14 protein-coding genes are annotated in these 14,876 nt (G+C 60.3%); 9 read left to right on the top strand and 5 right to left on the bottom strand.

Annotated elements, in window-relative coordinates; translation table 11 throughout:
- Position 1: 1 nt before the first annotated feature.
- Both B142_RS0106645 and B142_RS0106640 read left to right on the top strand, forming a co-directional pair.
- Complete coding sequence (locus tag B142_RS0106645) at positions 2-394, top strand: monovalent cation/H(+) antiporter subunit G (RefSeq protein WP_018120769.1); 393 nt, start codon at positions 2-4, stop codon at positions 392-394.
- A 39-nt stretch (positions 395-433) separates the two neighbouring features.
- Positions 434-895 (top strand): hypothetical protein, encoded by a 462-nt coding sequence (locus B142_RS0106640; RefSeq protein ID WP_018120768.1) that lies wholly within the window; start codon positions 434-436, stop codon positions 893-895.
- 27 nt (positions 896-922) lie between these two features.
- On the opposite strand, the gene B142_RS0106635 is transcribed toward B142_RS0106640, so the two are convergent.
- The 3 genes from B142_RS0106635 to B142_RS0106625 are packed head-to-tail and all read right to left on the bottom strand — an operon-like array spanning position 923 to position 3,238.
- Positions 923-2,098, bottom strand: a complete 1,176-nt coding sequence (locus B142_RS0106635; protein WP_018120767.1) for a glutamate--cysteine ligase — start codon at positions 2,096-2,098, stop codon at positions 923-925.
- Positions 2,098-2,958 (bottom strand): LytR C-terminal domain-containing protein, encoded by an 861-nt coding sequence (locus tag B142_RS12140; RefSeq protein WP_018120766.1) that lies wholly within the window; start codon positions 2,956-2,958, stop codon positions 2,098-2,100. Before B142_RS12140 ends, B142_RS0106635 begins: the two co-directional genes overlap by 1 nt.
- Positions 2,959-2,968: 10 nt before the next feature.
- Entirely contained in the window at positions 2,969-3,238 is a 270-nt protein-coding gene (locus B142_RS0106625) for a DUF3263 domain-containing protein (protein WP_018120765.1), read from the bottom strand.
- Positions 3,239-3,254: 16 nt separating this feature from the next.
- On the opposite strand from B142_RS0106625, the gene B142_RS0106620 reads away from it, so the two are divergent.
- From B142_RS0106620 to B142_RS0106605, 4 genes are read left to right on the top strand one after another with little or no spacing between them, the layout of a single operon-like run.
- The gene (locus tag B142_RS0106620; protein WP_018120764.1) at positions 3,255-3,872 is read left to right on the top strand and encodes a peptide deformylase; all 618 of its coding nucleotides are present in this window, start codon (positions 3,255-3,257) and stop codon (positions 3,870-3,872) included.
- Positions 3,873-3,878: 6 nt separating this feature from the next.
- Positions 3,879-5,012: an N-acetylglutamate synthase, CG3035 family gene (locus B142_RS0106615; RefSeq protein ID WP_018120763.1), complete on the top strand. Its 1,134-nt coding sequence runs from the start codon at positions 3,879-3,881 to the stop codon at positions 5,010-5,012.
- 35 nt (positions 5,013-5,047) lie between these two features.
- Entirely contained in the window at positions 5,048-5,872 is an 825-nt protein-coding gene (locus B142_RS0106610) for an exodeoxyribonuclease III (RefSeq protein ID WP_018120762.1), read from the top strand.
- 3 nt (positions 5,873-5,875) lie between these two features.
- Positions 5,876-7,414, top strand: coding sequence for a phospholipase D-like domain-containing protein (locus B142_RS0106605; protein WP_018120761.1), 1,539 nt, complete (start codon positions 5,876-5,878; stop codon positions 7,412-7,414).
- A 25-nt stretch (positions 7,415-7,439) separates the two neighbouring features.
- Here the strand turns inward: B142_RS0106605 and B142_RS0106600 are convergent, their stop codons facing one another.
- Positions 7,440-8,036, bottom strand: a complete 597-nt coding sequence (locus B142_RS0106600; RefSeq protein WP_018120760.1) for an NUDIX domain-containing protein — start codon at positions 8,034-8,036, stop codon at positions 7,440-7,442.
- Between the two features lie 50 nt (positions 8,037-8,086).
- Here B142_RS0106600 and B142_RS0106595 point away from each other — a divergent pair, with 50 nt between their 5' ends.
- From B142_RS0106595 to B142_RS0106585, 3 genes are read left to right on the top strand one after another with little or no spacing between them, the layout of a single operon-like run.
- Entirely contained in the window at positions 8,087-9,706 is a 1,620-nt protein-coding gene (locus tag B142_RS0106595) for a hypothetical protein (RefSeq protein ID WP_018120759.1), read from the top strand.
- The gene (locus tag B142_RS0106590) at positions 9,703-10,764 is read left to right on the top strand and encodes a glutamate ABC transporter substrate-binding protein (RefSeq protein WP_018120758.1); all 1,062 of its coding nucleotides are present in this window, start codon (positions 9,703-9,705) and stop codon (positions 10,762-10,764) included. Before B142_RS0106595 ends, B142_RS0106590 begins: the two co-directional genes overlap by 4 nt.
- Positions 10,761-13,361, top strand: coding sequence for a serine/threonine protein kinase (locus tag B142_RS0106585; protein ID WP_018120757.1), 2,601 nt, complete (start codon positions 10,761-10,763; stop codon positions 13,359-13,361). The genes B142_RS0106590 and B142_RS0106585 overlap by 4 nt, the downstream gene beginning before the upstream one ends.
- Here B142_RS0106585 and purT read toward each other — a convergent pair.
- Positions 13,358-14,875 carry a formate-dependent phosphoribosylglycinamide formyltransferase gene (gene purT, locus B142_RS12135; RefSeq protein WP_018120756.1) on the bottom strand — a complete coding sequence of 506 codons (1,518 nt, stop codon included), beginning with the start codon at positions 14,873-14,875 and terminating at the stop codon, positions 13,358-13,360. The genes B142_RS0106585 and purT overlap by 4 nt on opposite strands.
- Between the last annotated feature and the right edge of the window lies 1 nt (position 14,876).

The raw sequence follows: 14,876 nt of genomic DNA, 5'->3' as shown, positions 1-14,876 counted from the left end.
CATGAATTGGGCTTTGCTTGCCGACGTCGTCTCCCTGGTGTTACTCACCGTGGGCGCGTTTTTCGTCTTCTCTGCCGCAGTCGGTGTCGCACGATTCCACGACACCATGTCGCGGGTGCACGCGGTGACGAAACCGCAGACCGTCGGGTTGATCATGTGCATCGTCGGCGCGGGTATTCATTTACCGGCGGCTGATTACAACACCGGTTGGCAATCCGATATCGGCGTGCTGTTCTTGCTCGTGATTTTCGCGCTACTGACCAGCCCTGTTACCGCCCAGCGTCTGGGCCGCATCGGGCGTCGTGAAGGTTTGTATGGCGCGGATGCCGCGATGTCACGCAACGACCGCCCGGCCAAGCGCACGCTGCGCAAAAAAGACCCGCGTAAAAATTAATCCATGCGTTAAGTCTCGCAGCATTAAGGGGCTCTCAAGGTGAGCAACAATAGCCGTTCTTCTTCTCTGTGGGATTGGCCACTATGGGCACTTCCGTTCCTGGAAATTCTACTGATCGTCGCACTACAACTCACAGCGTGGATCTACTGCTCGCTCAATGACTGTGCAGAAGGCGTCACCGATTTCACCACCGGCGGCAGCTCTTTGTGGTGGTGGCAGCTCATGAGCGTGTTCGCCATCGTCGTCAGCATTATTTTCGCCGCATTCCCGCTCCGCAGTCATCTACCAGAAATCGGCTTATTACTCTGGTCCGTTTTTACGTGGTCACTACAGTTGTGGGCCTTTAACCAAGACCTAGTCGATAACTACGACTTACAGTTGCTCCTGTACCCAGTCTCGGAATCCTGGCGGGTCGGTATCATCGCCGCAGTAAGTTTATTCCTCCGGAAGAGCCTGCTCAAACGGCAGTTAAGCAAAAAGGCAGCTGTCCCCAGCAGCTAGTGGCCGCCTAGGGGCCGCGAGCCAGCATTATTCTAGGGGCCGCCAGGTGCTCATTTCCTCCGCGGTGCCCGCCACAACTTTCTTCCAGTCTCCCCCAGCTTGCGCGAAGCGCTGCCGTTGGCGTTGGTATCCGGCGCCCTTGTCGACGATCTCACTGACCAGCTGCAGCTCGCGGGCACATCCCAATTCTTCCGCGATCGGGGCGAGTTCTTCCACCAGATCCGCGAGTTCATCTTTGACCCAGCGCTCGTGCGTATCCCGGGAGGTAATCACCAGCGCGTCCAGCCCATAGCGGGCGGCGCGCCATTTGTTTTCCGCGATATGCCACGGCTGCAGGCTGGGCAGCGCGATGTTTGTGTCGGCATCGGCACGCTGCTCATCCAGCATCCGGTCGTAGTAGACCACCAAACAATGCGTGAGCGCAGCGACGGCGGACAACTCGCGCAGGTTCGACGAGGCATCCGAAACCCGCACTTCGATCGTGCCCCACTTGGAGGCCGGGCGGATATCCAGGTGCATCGAACCGGTGTGGCTGATCACCCCGGATGCCGCCTGGTCGCGCATATAGCCCTGCCATTGTTCCCAGGTGTTAATCGCCGGTGGCAGGCCCGCCGTCGGCAGCTGTTGGTACAGCATCGTGCGGTTAGAGGCATAGCCAGTATCGATGCCATCCCAGCCCGGCGAGGATGCCGACAGCGCCAGCAGGTGCGGGAACTTCGTCATCATGGCGTTGATGATCGGCCACACGCGGTCTTCGTGGCTGATGCCGACGTGCACGTGGGTGCCCCAGATCAGCATTTGGCTGCCCCAGTATTGGGTGCGCTCGATGATCTCGGCATAGGTCATCTTCGCGCTGACGGGGTTGGTGCGGAAATCCGAAAACGGGTGGCCGCCCGATGCCCACAGCACCAGCCCGTGGTGCTCAGCGGCCTGGCGGATGACGGCAAGATCCCGGTCAAGCTCGGCCACGGCCTGCGGGATGGAGTCGCAAATGCCGGTGACCAGCTCAATGGTGTTTTGCAGGAATTCTTTTTCCAGGTGAATATCCGGCTGAATCTGCTGCGCCGTCGCGATTACGGCTTCGGCCTGGTGCGCCAGGTCCCAGGTTTCTGGGTTGATCAGCGCAACTTCCCACTCGATGCCGACGGTGGGTTGTGGCGAGCGTTTGAAGACTTCCGTGCCCGCTGCAGGCATATTCGCCATTAGATAGAGACCTCTCCGATAAGAACCATGGTCAAACCATTATTATCGGTAGCTTCGCGTGGTAGGTAATCCATGTTTTCGCGGGCGACGCCGCCGACGCGATCGGCGAGTTCGCGGGCGCGCTGTTCTGCGGCAGCGTTGCCAGCTGGAAAGAACACGGTGTTTTCGCGCAGCACCTTTTCGCCGCCGGGCAGGTTGCCGGATTCGCGGGTTTTTTGGCCTTCGCGTTCCAGGGATTCGGTTACCCGGTGTGCCAGGCCTGACACGGTGGAGTTGTTCAGTACGGTGACGTCAAAAGTTTGTGGGGCCCCAGCGCCCGAGCCTGCTCCGGCACCAGAACCTGCACCACCAGAGCCTTGACGACGCTCACCCGGCGCGGGTGCGCCTTCTGGGCGTGCGCCATCACGATCCGTACCTTCTTCGCCGTTGTGTCCGGCGGCGTCTGGGTGTGCACCATCGGCATGGTCAATATGCTCACCGTCAGCATGGTCACCTTCGCGGCGGTCGCCGTCGGCAGGCGCACCGTTCTGGTTGTTGCCGCCGTTGGCGCCATCGGCACCGTTCGCGCCCTCCCCGCCGTTGGCTGCGGATTCCTGCGCGTTATTGGCAGTATTTGTCGCGGTGGTCTCATCCGAGCTGGTCAGCGCGAAAATTCCCCATAGACCCAACAAGATGGCCACAGAAATCAGAACCATCGCTAGTCCGCGCAGGGGAAGTTTGGAGCCAGCAACACCTGCGCCCCCAGCTGCTCCCGCAGCGCCGCCGGCAGTGCCCGCGCCAGCACCGGCACCGTTCGCACCGGCGTTGTTCGCGCCGGAATTGTTCATGTTCGCCTCATCACCGTGGTTTACATTCGTCACACTAGCCACTCTAATCTTCAGTGGCCCCAGAACTGGTCACGGCACGCCGATTACGTACCCGACGCAAGCGTTTTACCAACAACGGATATTCCTGCATCGCGGGGGCATAATCCAATAAAATATTCAGCCGCCGGTAATAGCGCACCGGGCTCATCCCTAATTCGGCGCGAATGGCTTCTTCTTTCGCCCCGGCGGCCCTGGGCGCGCGTGCGGTGAAATCCAAAAGCTCCCTGTCACGATCGGAAAGGCCACCGTCTGTGAGCGTTTGGTGATCGGTCATAGTTAAACTGTAAGGCATGACTGTGCGCCCCATTGTTATCCACGGCGATCCCGTGCTGCATAACCCCACGACTGTTGTCGATACCCCACTGGATACCCCAGAAATCCAGCAGCTCATTAAAGACATGTACGAAACCATGGACGCTGCCCGCGGCGTCGGCCTGGCTGCCAACCAAATTGGCGTCGGGCTGCGAATTTTCGTCTATGGTTGCCCAGATGTCGACGGCCCAGACGGCAGCGATAAGCCAGACGGTGGCATGCGTCGTGGTTGCGTGATCAACCCGAAGCTGGAGACCTCCGAGATTCCCAAGACCATGCCTGCCGACGACGGCAGCGACGACGAAGGTTGCTTGTCCGTCCCGGGCGAAGGCTTCCCGACGGGCCGGGCAGACTGGGCTCGGGTGACCGGACTGGATGAAAATGGTGAAGAAATCTCTATCGAAGGCTACGGCTTTTTCGCTCGCTGCCTGCAGCACGAGGTGGGCCACTTGGATGGCTACCTGTACACCGACGTGCTGACCGGCCGTTATAAGCGCGCCGCGAAAAAGGCCATCAAGGCCAATGGTTGGACCACACCGGGCCTAACCTGGATGCCGGGCGAGGACCGCGATCCTTTCGGCCACGACGAGCGGTAATCACGTATGAACCACCCCCACGCTCCACGCAGCACGAAGTCCCGGATTTTCCGCAGCGATGAGGTTTCTCTCGGCGATCGCGTCATCGTGCGCCGTGCGCTGGGCAACCGCAATGCCCCGGTGTATTCGGATGTCACCGGGCACGTGGTGGAGCTGGATCCGTTGGTGGTACGCCCACAAGAAATCGGTGGCTTCCCCTCGGAGAAGCCTTCGGTGCACATCGCCGACGAAGAGATTTATGTGATCAAACGCCTCTCTCCCCGCCGAATCCGCAATTCGGAGATCCGCGCGGTTGAAGAGGCCACGGCGGCGGCGTTCCCGGGCATTCACAACCGGGTCTCTTCTGATGGCCAGTGGCTGATGCGTGCAGGCGATGGCATCACGGAGCGTTCCAACTCCGCGGTGCCGTTGGGGCGTTCGGCGGGTTTTGTGCCGGTGCCGATTGCCGAGATTTTTGCTTTTTATCGCGAGCACAACCTGCCGCCGCGGCTGCTGATCCCCGAGCGTATTGGCGCTCCCGCCGAGCGCCTGCTGCGCAGTGCCCCGGAAGGCCAGTGGGATCTTGGCCCGGAGATCCTGGTCATGACCCGTTCGCTTGCCGACGCCGAGGTGGACGCATACCAAGCACCCGCCGCGCCTGCGCCGCGAGCACAACCTGCACCGAGCACGCCAGCACCTGCACCAGGCACACCAGGCGTCGACACGCTCATCTTCCGCGTCGACGACACCCCGGACCAGGAATGGTTTGACCTGTATACATTCCGCGGCACCGCGCTGCCGCAACACGCGCTGCAATTGCTCGCTGGGCGGATCGATGGCGAGATGGGCTTTGCCCGCCTGTTGGAACCAGAAACCGGCCGGACAGTCGCAATCACCCGCGCCACACTGACAGAATCCGAAAGCGGCGAAAAATGGCTCGGTTATTCCGCGGTCCAGGTCGCCGAAGATTGGCGCCGCCGCGGGCTGGCTACCCGCCTGGGCGCGGACATGCTGGCGTGGGGCGCAAGCCGCGGGGCGGATTCGGCGTATCTGCAGGTCATTTCCACCAATACCCCGGCGATTTCTCTGTACCACAAGCTGGGTTTCATCGAGCATCACCGCCACCGCTGCGCCACCTGGCTTGGGGCTAGCCCACAGTAAGCGTCGGCACGCCTGCGCGCGTAAAATAAAGCGCCATGCGGATCGCTAACTGGAATGTGAACTCAATTCGCACGCGCACCGAGCGTGTCCTGGATTTTTTGCAGCGCCACAACATTGACGTGTTGGCGGTGCAGGAAACCAAGTGTGCGGATGACAAGTTCCCGTACCAGGCTTTCGAAGATGCCGGTTACCACGTCGCCCACTGCGGTTTTCACCAGTGGAATGGCGTGGCTCTGATTTCCCGGCACGAACTCCACGATATCCGCCGCGAGTTCCCTGGCCAGCCGGGATTTCACAAAGATCCCGACGAACCGCAAAACATTGAGGCCCGCGCGATCGGCGCCCGTATCGGCGATACTGACACCGAGGTCTGGTCCCTGTACGTGCCCAATGGCCGCGAGATCACCGACCGCCACTACGAATACAAGCTGTTTTGGCTCTACGCGCTGCGCGATTATGTCCGCGACCAGCTTGCCATTGCTGCCGACAAGAAAATCCTGCTCACCGGTGATTTCAACATTGCCCCGCGTAACGAGGACGTGTGGGACCTGCGCGTTTTCGATGGCGCCACCCACGTGACCGAGCCGGAGCGCGCCGCTTTCCAGATGTTGGAGGAAGCCGGCACCCGGGAAATCACCCGCGAGCTCACCGAATCCCGCTATACCTACTGGGATTACACCTCCATGCGCTTTGCCAAGGGCGAAGGCATGCGCATCGACTTCCAGCTGGCGTCACCGCAACTGGCGAAACAGGCCCGTGCTGGGTTCGTGGACGTCGACGAGCGCCACGGCAAAGGTGCTTCTGATCACGCACCGGTGGTGGTGGATTTCCAGGCGAGTGATTTCGACGAGGTTCGCTAAATCGTGGAACCGGCGCTGTCTATCGATGTGACGTGGTGGCAGGCCGCGTTTTTTATCCTGGATTACACCATCAAGATACTGGCGGTCGGCTTCGTGCCGGAGGGGCGGCGTCCGTCGTCGTCCACGGCCTGGCTGTTAGCGATTCTGCTGATCCCGTTTTTGGGCCTGCCGCTGTTTTTCCTGATGGGCTCGCCGTTTATCAACCGGCGTCGCCACGAGGTGTATAAAAACGCCAATGCGCAGCTCAACGACGCCCAGAAGCAGTTGCCGGATATGCCGCCGCATCTGGGCCAGTCCCGCGAAGTCGCGTCCGTGATCGCCTTGAATCGCCGCCTGACGGGGTTCCCGGCCGTCATTGGCGATCAACGTGGCCTGCTCGCCGATTATGACCAGGCCATCAAGCGCATGGCGGAAGTCATCGACACCGCCACCGACTACGTGCACGTGCAGGTTTATATCCAGTCCTGGGATGAGACCACCGACGTGTTTTATCAGGCGCTTGCCGACGCCGTCGCCCGCGGGGTGAAGGTGCGGCTGTTGTTTGATCAGATCGGTAGTGTGAAATACCCGGGCTACCGCAAGCTGGGTAAACGCTTGGACGCGATTGGCGTCGACTGGCATTTGATGCTGCCGCTACAGCCGTGGAAATGGCGCTTTCGTCGCCCCGACCTGCGTAATCACCGCAAGATCATCGTCGTCGATGGCAAGGTCGGTTTTATGGGTTCGCTGAACCTGATTGATCGCAGCTACCGGATCCGGAAAAACGTGCGCGCTGGGCGCCAATGGATTGATTACATGGTGGAGCTGGCCGGGCCGATCGTCACCTCGATGGAATCGGTGTTTGCGATCGACTGGTACTTGGAATCCGATGAGGTGCTCGACCTGGAAAAACAGCCCAACAGCACACAGTCTGCAGCACCATCCCAGTCGGCTACCCTTCCCCAGCCGGAAAGCATCCATGATGCCAACGTCGTGCAGATGATCCCTTCGGGGCCGGGCTATAGTTCCGAGCCGAATCTGCGTATGTTCAACCAGGTGGTCCACCACGCAAAAAACCGGCTGGTGCTGTGCTCGCCGTATTTCATTCCCGACGAATCCCTGCTGGAAGCCGTGACCAGCGCGGCATTTCGTGGCGTGCGCGTCGAACTCTATGTATCGGAACGTGCGGATCAGTTCATGGTGCACCACGCACAATCGTCGTACTACCAGACGCTGCTGGAAGCCGGGGTGCATATTTACCAATTCCCTGCGCCGTACGTGCTGCACTCGAAATTCGCGTTGGCGGATCCGCAGGATAATCACTGCGAGGGCATCCACGCCGTCGGCATGCTCGGCTCGTCGAATATGGATATGCGTTCTTTTGGTTTGAACTACGAGTCGACGCTGTTTGTGGTTTCGGGATCACTCATTGATGATCTCAACGAACTTGCCGCCACCTACCGTTCCGTGAGCCGCCCGCTCACGCTGGAAGAATGGGAAAAACGCGGATTCTTCCGCCGCTACATCGATAACGTCATGCGGCTGACCTCTGCGCTGCAATAACGCCAACCTGTCCAGGGTCTAGCGTCTAGCCCAGTTTTGCCAGCGCGTTGCGCAACGTCGGCAAGGATTCCGCAAACGGGGCCAGCAAATCCAGCTGTTCCAGCTCGTCGATCGGTACCCAGCGCAGATCATCGGATTCCGCGTTCGGGAAAGTCTGCAACTCGCTGCCGTCGGCGGTTGTCGCCAGCACCGTCGTATAGGTCCACTCCCCTGCCAGCTCCGGACGCTCGGGATCACCCGGCAATGGGCCCGCGGTCACGATTTCCTGCAGCACCGTGACATCGGCTTCTTCGATACCGCATTCTTCGAAGGTTTCCCGCACCGCGGCCTGGCTAGCGCTTTCGTGACCATCCCGTGCGCCACCGGGAATGCCCCAGGTGCCACCTTGGGAGGTCCACGGTGCACGCAGCTGCATCAACACCGTGGAATCGCCGGACAGCAAAAACAGCCCGGCAGCACCGAAGCGTCCCCACAACTTACTGCCGTTCGGCCCGGCCGCCCAGCCGTCACCACTGCCTCGGTGAGTACTAGGCCGGTGAGTAGGTGCTTGGGTGCGTGCCCGTTCTGTGCCCACCCGTTCTGTGCCTACCCGATCTGCGCTTGCCCGGTGTGTATCTGACATGCCGCCTATTTTAGTAGCCCAGCGCACATAGTGTGCGTTAGTCTAGGGTAATGAACGGTCACAGGCCTGCGACGAGCCTCGATCGCCCCGTCGATGTAGATGACTCAGAAGATGAGGTCTCGGCACATTTCGCCCGCCCCTCTGCTGGTCCGTCGCTGCGCGTCGAATCCGTCCCGGCGCATGCCCAAGATCACTGGCTCGATGAAGCCGAAACCACCGACGCGCCCGGTATGTCATTCATTCGGCGCTTTTTCCGCTCCTCATTTTCGGGTTCCACGCAGATCATCACCCGCGTCTTCGGCTTTTTTGGCACCACCCCGGGCAAAATGGTCGTCGGCATGATTGTGCTCACCGCAGCGCTGCTGGCCGCGGGTTTGTCTATGGCCAATTCCGTGTCTAATCGGCAAACTGAACTCAACCATTTGTTGACGTCCACCGAACCCATGAGCAATTCGGCGCACAAGTTGTACATGTCGCTCTCGCTGGCAGATACCATCGCTACCACCGGGTTCGTGCAGGCTGGCGTGGAGCCAGAAAACACCCGCGAACAATACCTAGGCGCGATTGATTCTGCCGCCGCCGAAGCCACCTCGGCCGTGCTGGATTCTGACGACGACGAAGAATACCTCCGCCAACTGGCCGTGCAGATCCAACGCCAACTGCCGGTCTACACCGGGTTGGTGGAAGCCGCGCGCACCAATAACCGTGCTGGCAATGCCGTCGGTGCTGCATATATGTCGAATGCCTCGGCGATGATGCGCGATGAGATCCTACCCGCGGCAGCTTCGTTGTTCCGACTGTCCAGCAACAATGTTTCTGAGCAGCAAGATCAGCTCACCCGTCCGCAGTGGGTGCCGTTATCCGGGCTGGTCGCCGCCCTGATGTTTTTGGGGCTCGCACAGTATTGGCTATGGCGTATCAGTAGGCGACGTTTGAACCGCGGTTTCGCCGCCGCGACCGTGATGATGGTGGTAGCGCTGCTGTGGGTGTCCGGCACGAATGTGTACACCTGGCATTTAGGCAGCCGCGGTTTTACTGAGGCTTCCACCCCATGGGATTCGCTGACCCAGGCCCGCATTGATGCCCAGCGCACCCGCACCGAGGAAATTTTGGCATTGGTGCAGCGCCGCACAAATTACAACCCGTCGTTGGAGTTTTCTTCCACCAACAAGCATATTTCTGCCGCCTTGGATGATTACAGCAATTCTTCTGCGTTGCGGACCGCAGCCGAAACATCCGCTGACGAGGGATCTGCTGACAAGGCATCTGCCGACGCCACGGACTTATCCACCATCGACGAGGCCCGCACCGCTTTGCAAGAATGGGATGAGGCCAAAGCGCACCTGCTGCGCGCGCTCGATTCCGGTAATTATGAACAGGCCTTGGCCTTGGCGACGGATTCCACGATGGGTGCGCAGGGTTCTGGCGCTGACAGCACTGGTACAGCAGGCTCCGGCACCAACCAAACAATGAGTTCAGCTGCCGCCTTCGAAAAACTCGATGCCGCCTTGGCTACGTTAATCGCAAACGCGCGTGATTCCATGCGCTCGTATTTAAGCGAAAGTTTGGCCGCGCTGAACTTGGTCGCTGCCGCCGTCAGCCTGTTGTCCTTGCTGTCGGTGCTGGCAATCTGGCTCGGTATTCGGCCAAGGATGGTGGAATACCTATGATCGCGCCCAAACGCCGCACGGCCCTTGTTGCCAGCATCACCGCGCTCGCAGTGGGCCTTTCCGCCTGCACCACCCCGGATTTCAATACCCGAAAAAACTCGCTGGATATCCCCCGTGATACCAGCGCTGTTGTCCCACTGCCCGCCGGGGCCCGTCTTGAGGAAGCCGGCACCCGCCGCGGCGTCGAACTCGAAGAACAAACCCTACTCGGCTCATTGGAACCCGATGCCCGCACCGCAGCCGAGCGCATCCCCAAAATCGTGGAGCGCGGCTACCTCATCGTCGGCATCCAACAATCGCAAAACCTGCTGTCTTTCCGCGACCCCACCACCGGCCAGCTCTCCGGCTTCGAAGTCGACTTGGCCCACGAGATCGCCGAAGATATTTTTGGCGACCGCAACGCCGTCGATTTCCGCTTCGTCGAATCACAAAACCGCGTATACACGCTGCAGACCGGCAAGATTGATTTCTTGTTATCCACGCTGACTATCACCCCGGAGCGACAACAAGAAGTGGAATTTTCCACGCCGTACTTGTCGACGAATACCCGGCTGCTGGTCAACCGAAACTCGAATGTCGGGCGCTTAGAGGATTTGGCAGACCGCACCATTTGTGTGACGGATAATTCCACCGGCATTAACCTCGCGCGGCTGCATGCCCCGGAGGCTGATATTTTAAAGGCGGTGACCTGGGCAGATTGCCTGTACGCGATGCAGCATAACCAGGCTGACGCGATCCTCGTCGACGATGTGATTCTGTCCGGACTAGAAATTCAGGATCCCTACACCGAGATCGTCGGCCCGCCCGTGGACTCCGATATTTATGGCGTCGGCATGCCCAAACCGCCGCGCAGCTCGGATGCGAAGGCCGTCGCAGAGGCAGAAGGCCTGGTGCAGCAGGTCAATTCCACGCTGGAGCGCATCCGTGACGACGGCACGTGGTGGGAGCTGTTCCGTCATTGGTTCGGCGGACGCTTGTCGACGGCTGGCCCGCCGCCAGTGAACTACCGGCCAGACAATGCTGACGACCACGCTGATGCAGGGACGGTGACACAGTGACTGAGCACAATGATCGCTCGAACAAGGCTTCCGCGGAGTCTGCAGACAAGACCAAGACCGCTGCCGAGCAACCCCAGGGCACCCAGGGCCCCCAGTCCACTGAGGGCACCGAAGCTACTGAAACTACTGAATCAACCGAAACCACTGCGCGAACCGAAGCCACTGCAGTTCCCGAAGCAGAACCAGCAACATCCGCGGTGCCGTTCGACCCCTTCGCGGACGACGATGATGACTATGACTTCGCTGGCGGCATCGACACCAGCACCGGCACCGGTGCAGCGCACTACCCCGGCCCGCGCGAGGACGGCGATACCTCATCGGTGGAGGTTAGTCTTGACCAAGACAATATCGCTTCCCTGTTGCAGGACCTGCAGAAAATCCGCGACGAGAAAGCCCAGCAGGCCCAACAAGCCCAGCAGAAAAAACCGCTGGAAGATACTTCCACGCGCGCGCGTCGGCAAGCATTATCCACATTCCGGAAGCGCCGTCGCGCCCAGCGCACCGCCCGCGCGGTAGCCGACCGGATGGTGCGCCTGCCTTTCGTTGTGCCGACGGACCCGCAGGAAGCACTCATTGACCCGCACGAGGCCATCGAAAAGAAAAAGATCCCGGCGCCGCAATTGCAGCCCGGGGATATCGTCGCTCAGCAATACGAGATCCTGGGGGTCATCGCCCACGGCGGCATGGGCTGGATTTACCTGGCCAACGACCATTTTGTGTCCGGGCGCATCGTGGTGCTCAAGGGCATGCAATCGCAAAAATCCGCCGAGGAAACCGCCGCGGCAGAAGCCGAGCGCGAATTCTTGGCAGATATTACCCACCCGGGCATCGTGAAGATTTTTAATTTCATTGACGACGAGCGCGTGCCCGGCGGGTTTATCGTCATGGAATACGTCGGTGGCCCCTCGCTGCGGCATCGGCGGAATTCGCAGCCCAATCACGTTGTCGCCATCGATATCGCGATCGCCTATATCCTGGAAATCCTGCCTGCGCTGGAATATCTACACGCCCGCGGGGTGGTTTATAACGACTTAAAGCCGGATAACATCATTATCAGCGAAGACCAGGTGAAAATCATCGACCTGGGCGCGGTCTCCGGTATTGGTGCTTACGGCTATATCTACGGCACCAAGGGTTTTCAGGCCCCGGAGGTGGCCACGAAAGGCCCGTCCATCGCCAGCGATATCTACTCCATTGGCCGCACGCTGGCGGCGCTCACCCTGAATCTGCCATCGGAAGACGGAATTTATTTGCCCGGCCTGCCCGGCCCGTCGGAAGAACCCACGTTGCGGCGCTACCTATCGTTTTATCGCCTGCTGCAACGCGCCACGCACGAAGACCCGGAGCAGCGGTTTTCTTCCATCGAAGAGCTGCGCACCCAGTTGTATGGGGTGTTGCGCGAAGTCATCGCCATTCGTGACCGCATCCAGCACCCGGCGCAGCACTCGCTGTTTTCGCCGCAACGTACCACGTTTGGCACCAAGCACGTGGTCTTCCGCACTGATCAGTTGATCGACGGTATTGAGCGTTCCGTGCATATCACCGCCGCGGAGGTCGTTTCTGCCCTGCCGGTGCCGCTGATTGATCGCAGCGACCCGGGTGCTTCGATGCTGTCGGGCTCGTCGTATACCGAGCCGCAAGAAGCCCTGGAAACGCTGCGCCAGGCGATGCACACTAACGAATACGTCGGTTCACGGGAAATCCCTTTGGGCGTGGTGCGCGCGATGCTGGATTTGGGCCTGACTACCCAAGCGCGCGAGTGGTTGCGTTCGTTGGAAGAAGATATGGCCAAAGACTGGCGTTTCCGCTGGTATTCCGGGGTCACAGCGACGTTGTTGGATGATTACCGGGACGCACAGGATCATTTCTCCTCGGTGATGTTCTTGCTGCCCGGCGAGGCGGCACCGAAGCTGGCTTTGGCTGCGGTCGACGAATTGCTGCTGGAGGAACAAGGCCGCAACCATTTGAGTTTGATTCCGCCGGAATTGTCGCAGGCGACCACGGGGATCCCGGATTCGTTGTCGAATATCCCGAATGAGTTTTTCTTGCAGCGCCCAGAAATTTGGGAGCACCGCACCGACGATCCCGTTGCGCTGCGTTTTCATGCGCTGCGGTTGTATTCCATCGTCTGGGAGACCAACCCGGCGACGGTGTCCTCGGCGTTCGGTTTAGCCCGCCAGCTTATGGCCGAGAATCAGGTGGAGCTGGCCGTGCGGGTGCTGGACCGGGTTTCGCCGGCATCGCGGCATCACCGGATGGCAATCTTGACGACGATCTTGCAGCTGTTAGTTAGCCCGTTGAATGAGCCGTATATTCGGCGTGCCGCACGGCGTTTGGAATCGATTCCGACGAATGAGCCGCGCTATTTGCAGATCAAAACTGCGGTGCTGACCTCCGCGTTGAATTTTTTGCGTGCGGAGGATCTGGAGCAGTCGGCCTCGCCGCATGAGCTTTTCGATCACACGTTTAGCCAACACGGCTTGCGCTCTGGTTTGTACGACACGCTGCGGGCCCAGGCGCGGGTGGCGCCGTTCCCGCGGCACCGCTACGCACTGGTGGACCTAGCAAATATGATCCGCCCAGTGACGTGGTTTTAGGCTCGTGATTCGCTGGTGCCATCAGCATCGGCAGGATGATCGTTACCCCGCTGCTGGGCCTGCTCATCGCGGGCAGGGCTATTCGTATTCGACGCGTCTGCCCCATCTGCGACGGTATTGCCGGAGGTGTCAGCACTTTCAGCACCATCAGCGCCCTCAGTGCTTTCTGCATTCTCAACACTGTCAGCACCCTTAGTGCCGTCCGCGTTCTCAGCGCCATCAGCACTCTGAGCGCCATCAGCACTCGCAGCATCATCAGCCCCAGCCGCTAAACCAGCCCCGGCATCATCAGATTCGATGGTGATCTGCATGCCCGCTTCGCGCGCTGCCAGGTGCGCGGCATCGGTGTTATCCGCAGTGGACAACACCACGCCCATGCGTCGACCCGGATAGCTCCCGGCTTTGCCGAACAACACCACGGACGTCTCCGGGTGCGCGAAAGCCTCTTGTAGCCCGCCATAGGATAAGTTCTCCGCATCCACTTCCGAGCGCAGCATGCGCGCAGCCCCCGGGGACGTCAGCGTCACATCAATGGGTAGGCCCAGAATCGCGCGTGCGTGCAGATCAAACTGCGAATAGCGCTGCGTGGCCATGGTGACCATGCCGGTATCCGTCGGCCGTGGTGACACCGAGGAGAAATAGACATCGTCGCCAGCAATGAACAATTCGACGCCGTACACGCCGCGCCCACCCAGCTCATTCGAGATACGGGCGGCAACCGAGCGCGCATTCTCCAGCGCAACCTGGCTCAGCTGTAGCGGCTGCCAGGAATCGATCAGCCCGCCGTCACGGTGATCATGCCCAATTGGCTCGGCGAACCACGTGGCCATCTGCCCGGTCGCCGGATCAATCGAACGCACCGCCAGCAGGGTGACTTCAAAATCAAAATCGACGAAGCGTTCCACGATCACGCGGCCGTCGAAATGCGCCTCCGAGGAGGCGGTTTCCCAGGCCTCGTTGATGTCGTCGCCGTAGCGCACGACCATGTGCCCGCGTCCGTTGGACGTCACCGCCGGTTTCACGATGGACGGGTAGCCCATCTCATCCAAAATGGTTTTCAGTTCTTCCGGGCTGGAGGCGAAATCATAGGCGGTCGTCGGCAAGCCTAATTGTTCTGAGGCGGTACGACGGATGGCTTCGCGTTCCATGGTCAACTCGCAGGCGCGCGCCCCGGGCACCACGACGGCGGAGCTGGCTTCTTCGATCTCGCGCAGCGCTTCCACCGCGACGATCTCAACTTCCGGGATCACATAATGCGGGTCAATGCGCTTGGCCAGATCCAATACGGCCTCCGCATCCGTGACATCTGCCACGTAGGAGTACTGCGCGACCTGGTGGCCCGGCGCGCCATTGCGCTTGTCGACGGCGTGGATTTCCAAGCCCAGGCGCTGGAAGCTGATCGCTAACTCGCGGCCGATTTCACCGGCCCCGAGCAGCAGCACGCGGGTGGCGTTTGGGGTCAGCGGTGTGCCAATCGTGGCACCAGCTGGCGCATCAGGCGTGTTTTCAGTCATG

It is taken from the genome of Corynebacterium propinquum DSM 44285 (assembly GCF_000375525.1).
In the GTDB taxonomy this organism is placed as follows: Bacteria; Actinomycetota; Actinomycetes; order Mycobacteriales; family Mycobacteriaceae; genus Corynebacterium; species Corynebacterium propinquum.
The sequence above is the reverse complement of the archived record's forward strand: the minus strand, read 5'-3'. Positions and strand labels throughout refer to the sequence as shown.

Excerpts from the sequence above, each read along its gene's own strand:
- B142_RS0106645 (WP_018120769.1), top strand. The coding sequence starts at position 2 with ATGAATTGGGCTTTGCTTGCCGACGTCGTCTCCCTGGTGTTACTCACC.
- B142_RS0106635 (WP_018120767.1), bottom strand. The coding sequence starts at position 2,098 with ATGGCGAATATGCCTGCAGCGGGCACGGAAGTCTTCAAACGCTCGCCA.
- B142_RS0106625 (WP_018120765.1), bottom strand. The coding sequence starts at position 3,238 with ATGACCGATCACCAAACGCTCACAGACGGTGGCCTTTCCGATCGTGAC.
- B142_RS0106620 (WP_018120764.1), top strand. The coding sequence starts at position 3,255 with ATGACTGTGCGCCCCATTGTTATCCACGGCGATCCCGTGCTGCATAAC.
- B142_RS0106615 (WP_018120763.1), top strand. The coding sequence starts at position 3,879 with ATGAACCACCCCCACGCTCCACGCAGCACGAAGTCCCGGATTTTCCGC.
- B142_RS0106610 (WP_018120762.1), top strand. The coding sequence starts at position 5,048 with ATGCGGATCGCTAACTGGAATGTGAACTCAATTCGCACGCGCACCGAG.
- B142_RS0106600 (WP_018120760.1), bottom strand. The coding sequence starts at position 8,036 with ATGTCAGATACACACCGGGCAAGCGCAGATCGGGTAGGCACAGAACGG.
- B142_RS0106595 (WP_018120759.1), top strand. The coding sequence starts at position 8,087 with ATGAACGGTCACAGGCCTGCGACGAGCCTCGATCGCCCCGTCGATGTA.
- B142_RS0106590 (WP_018120758.1), top strand. The coding sequence starts at position 9,703 with ATGATCGCGCCCAAACGCCGCACGGCCCTTGTTGCCAGCATCACCGCG.
- purT (WP_018120756.1), bottom strand. The coding sequence starts at position 14,875 with ATGACTGAAAACACGCCTGATGCGCCAGCTGGTGCCACGATTGGCACA.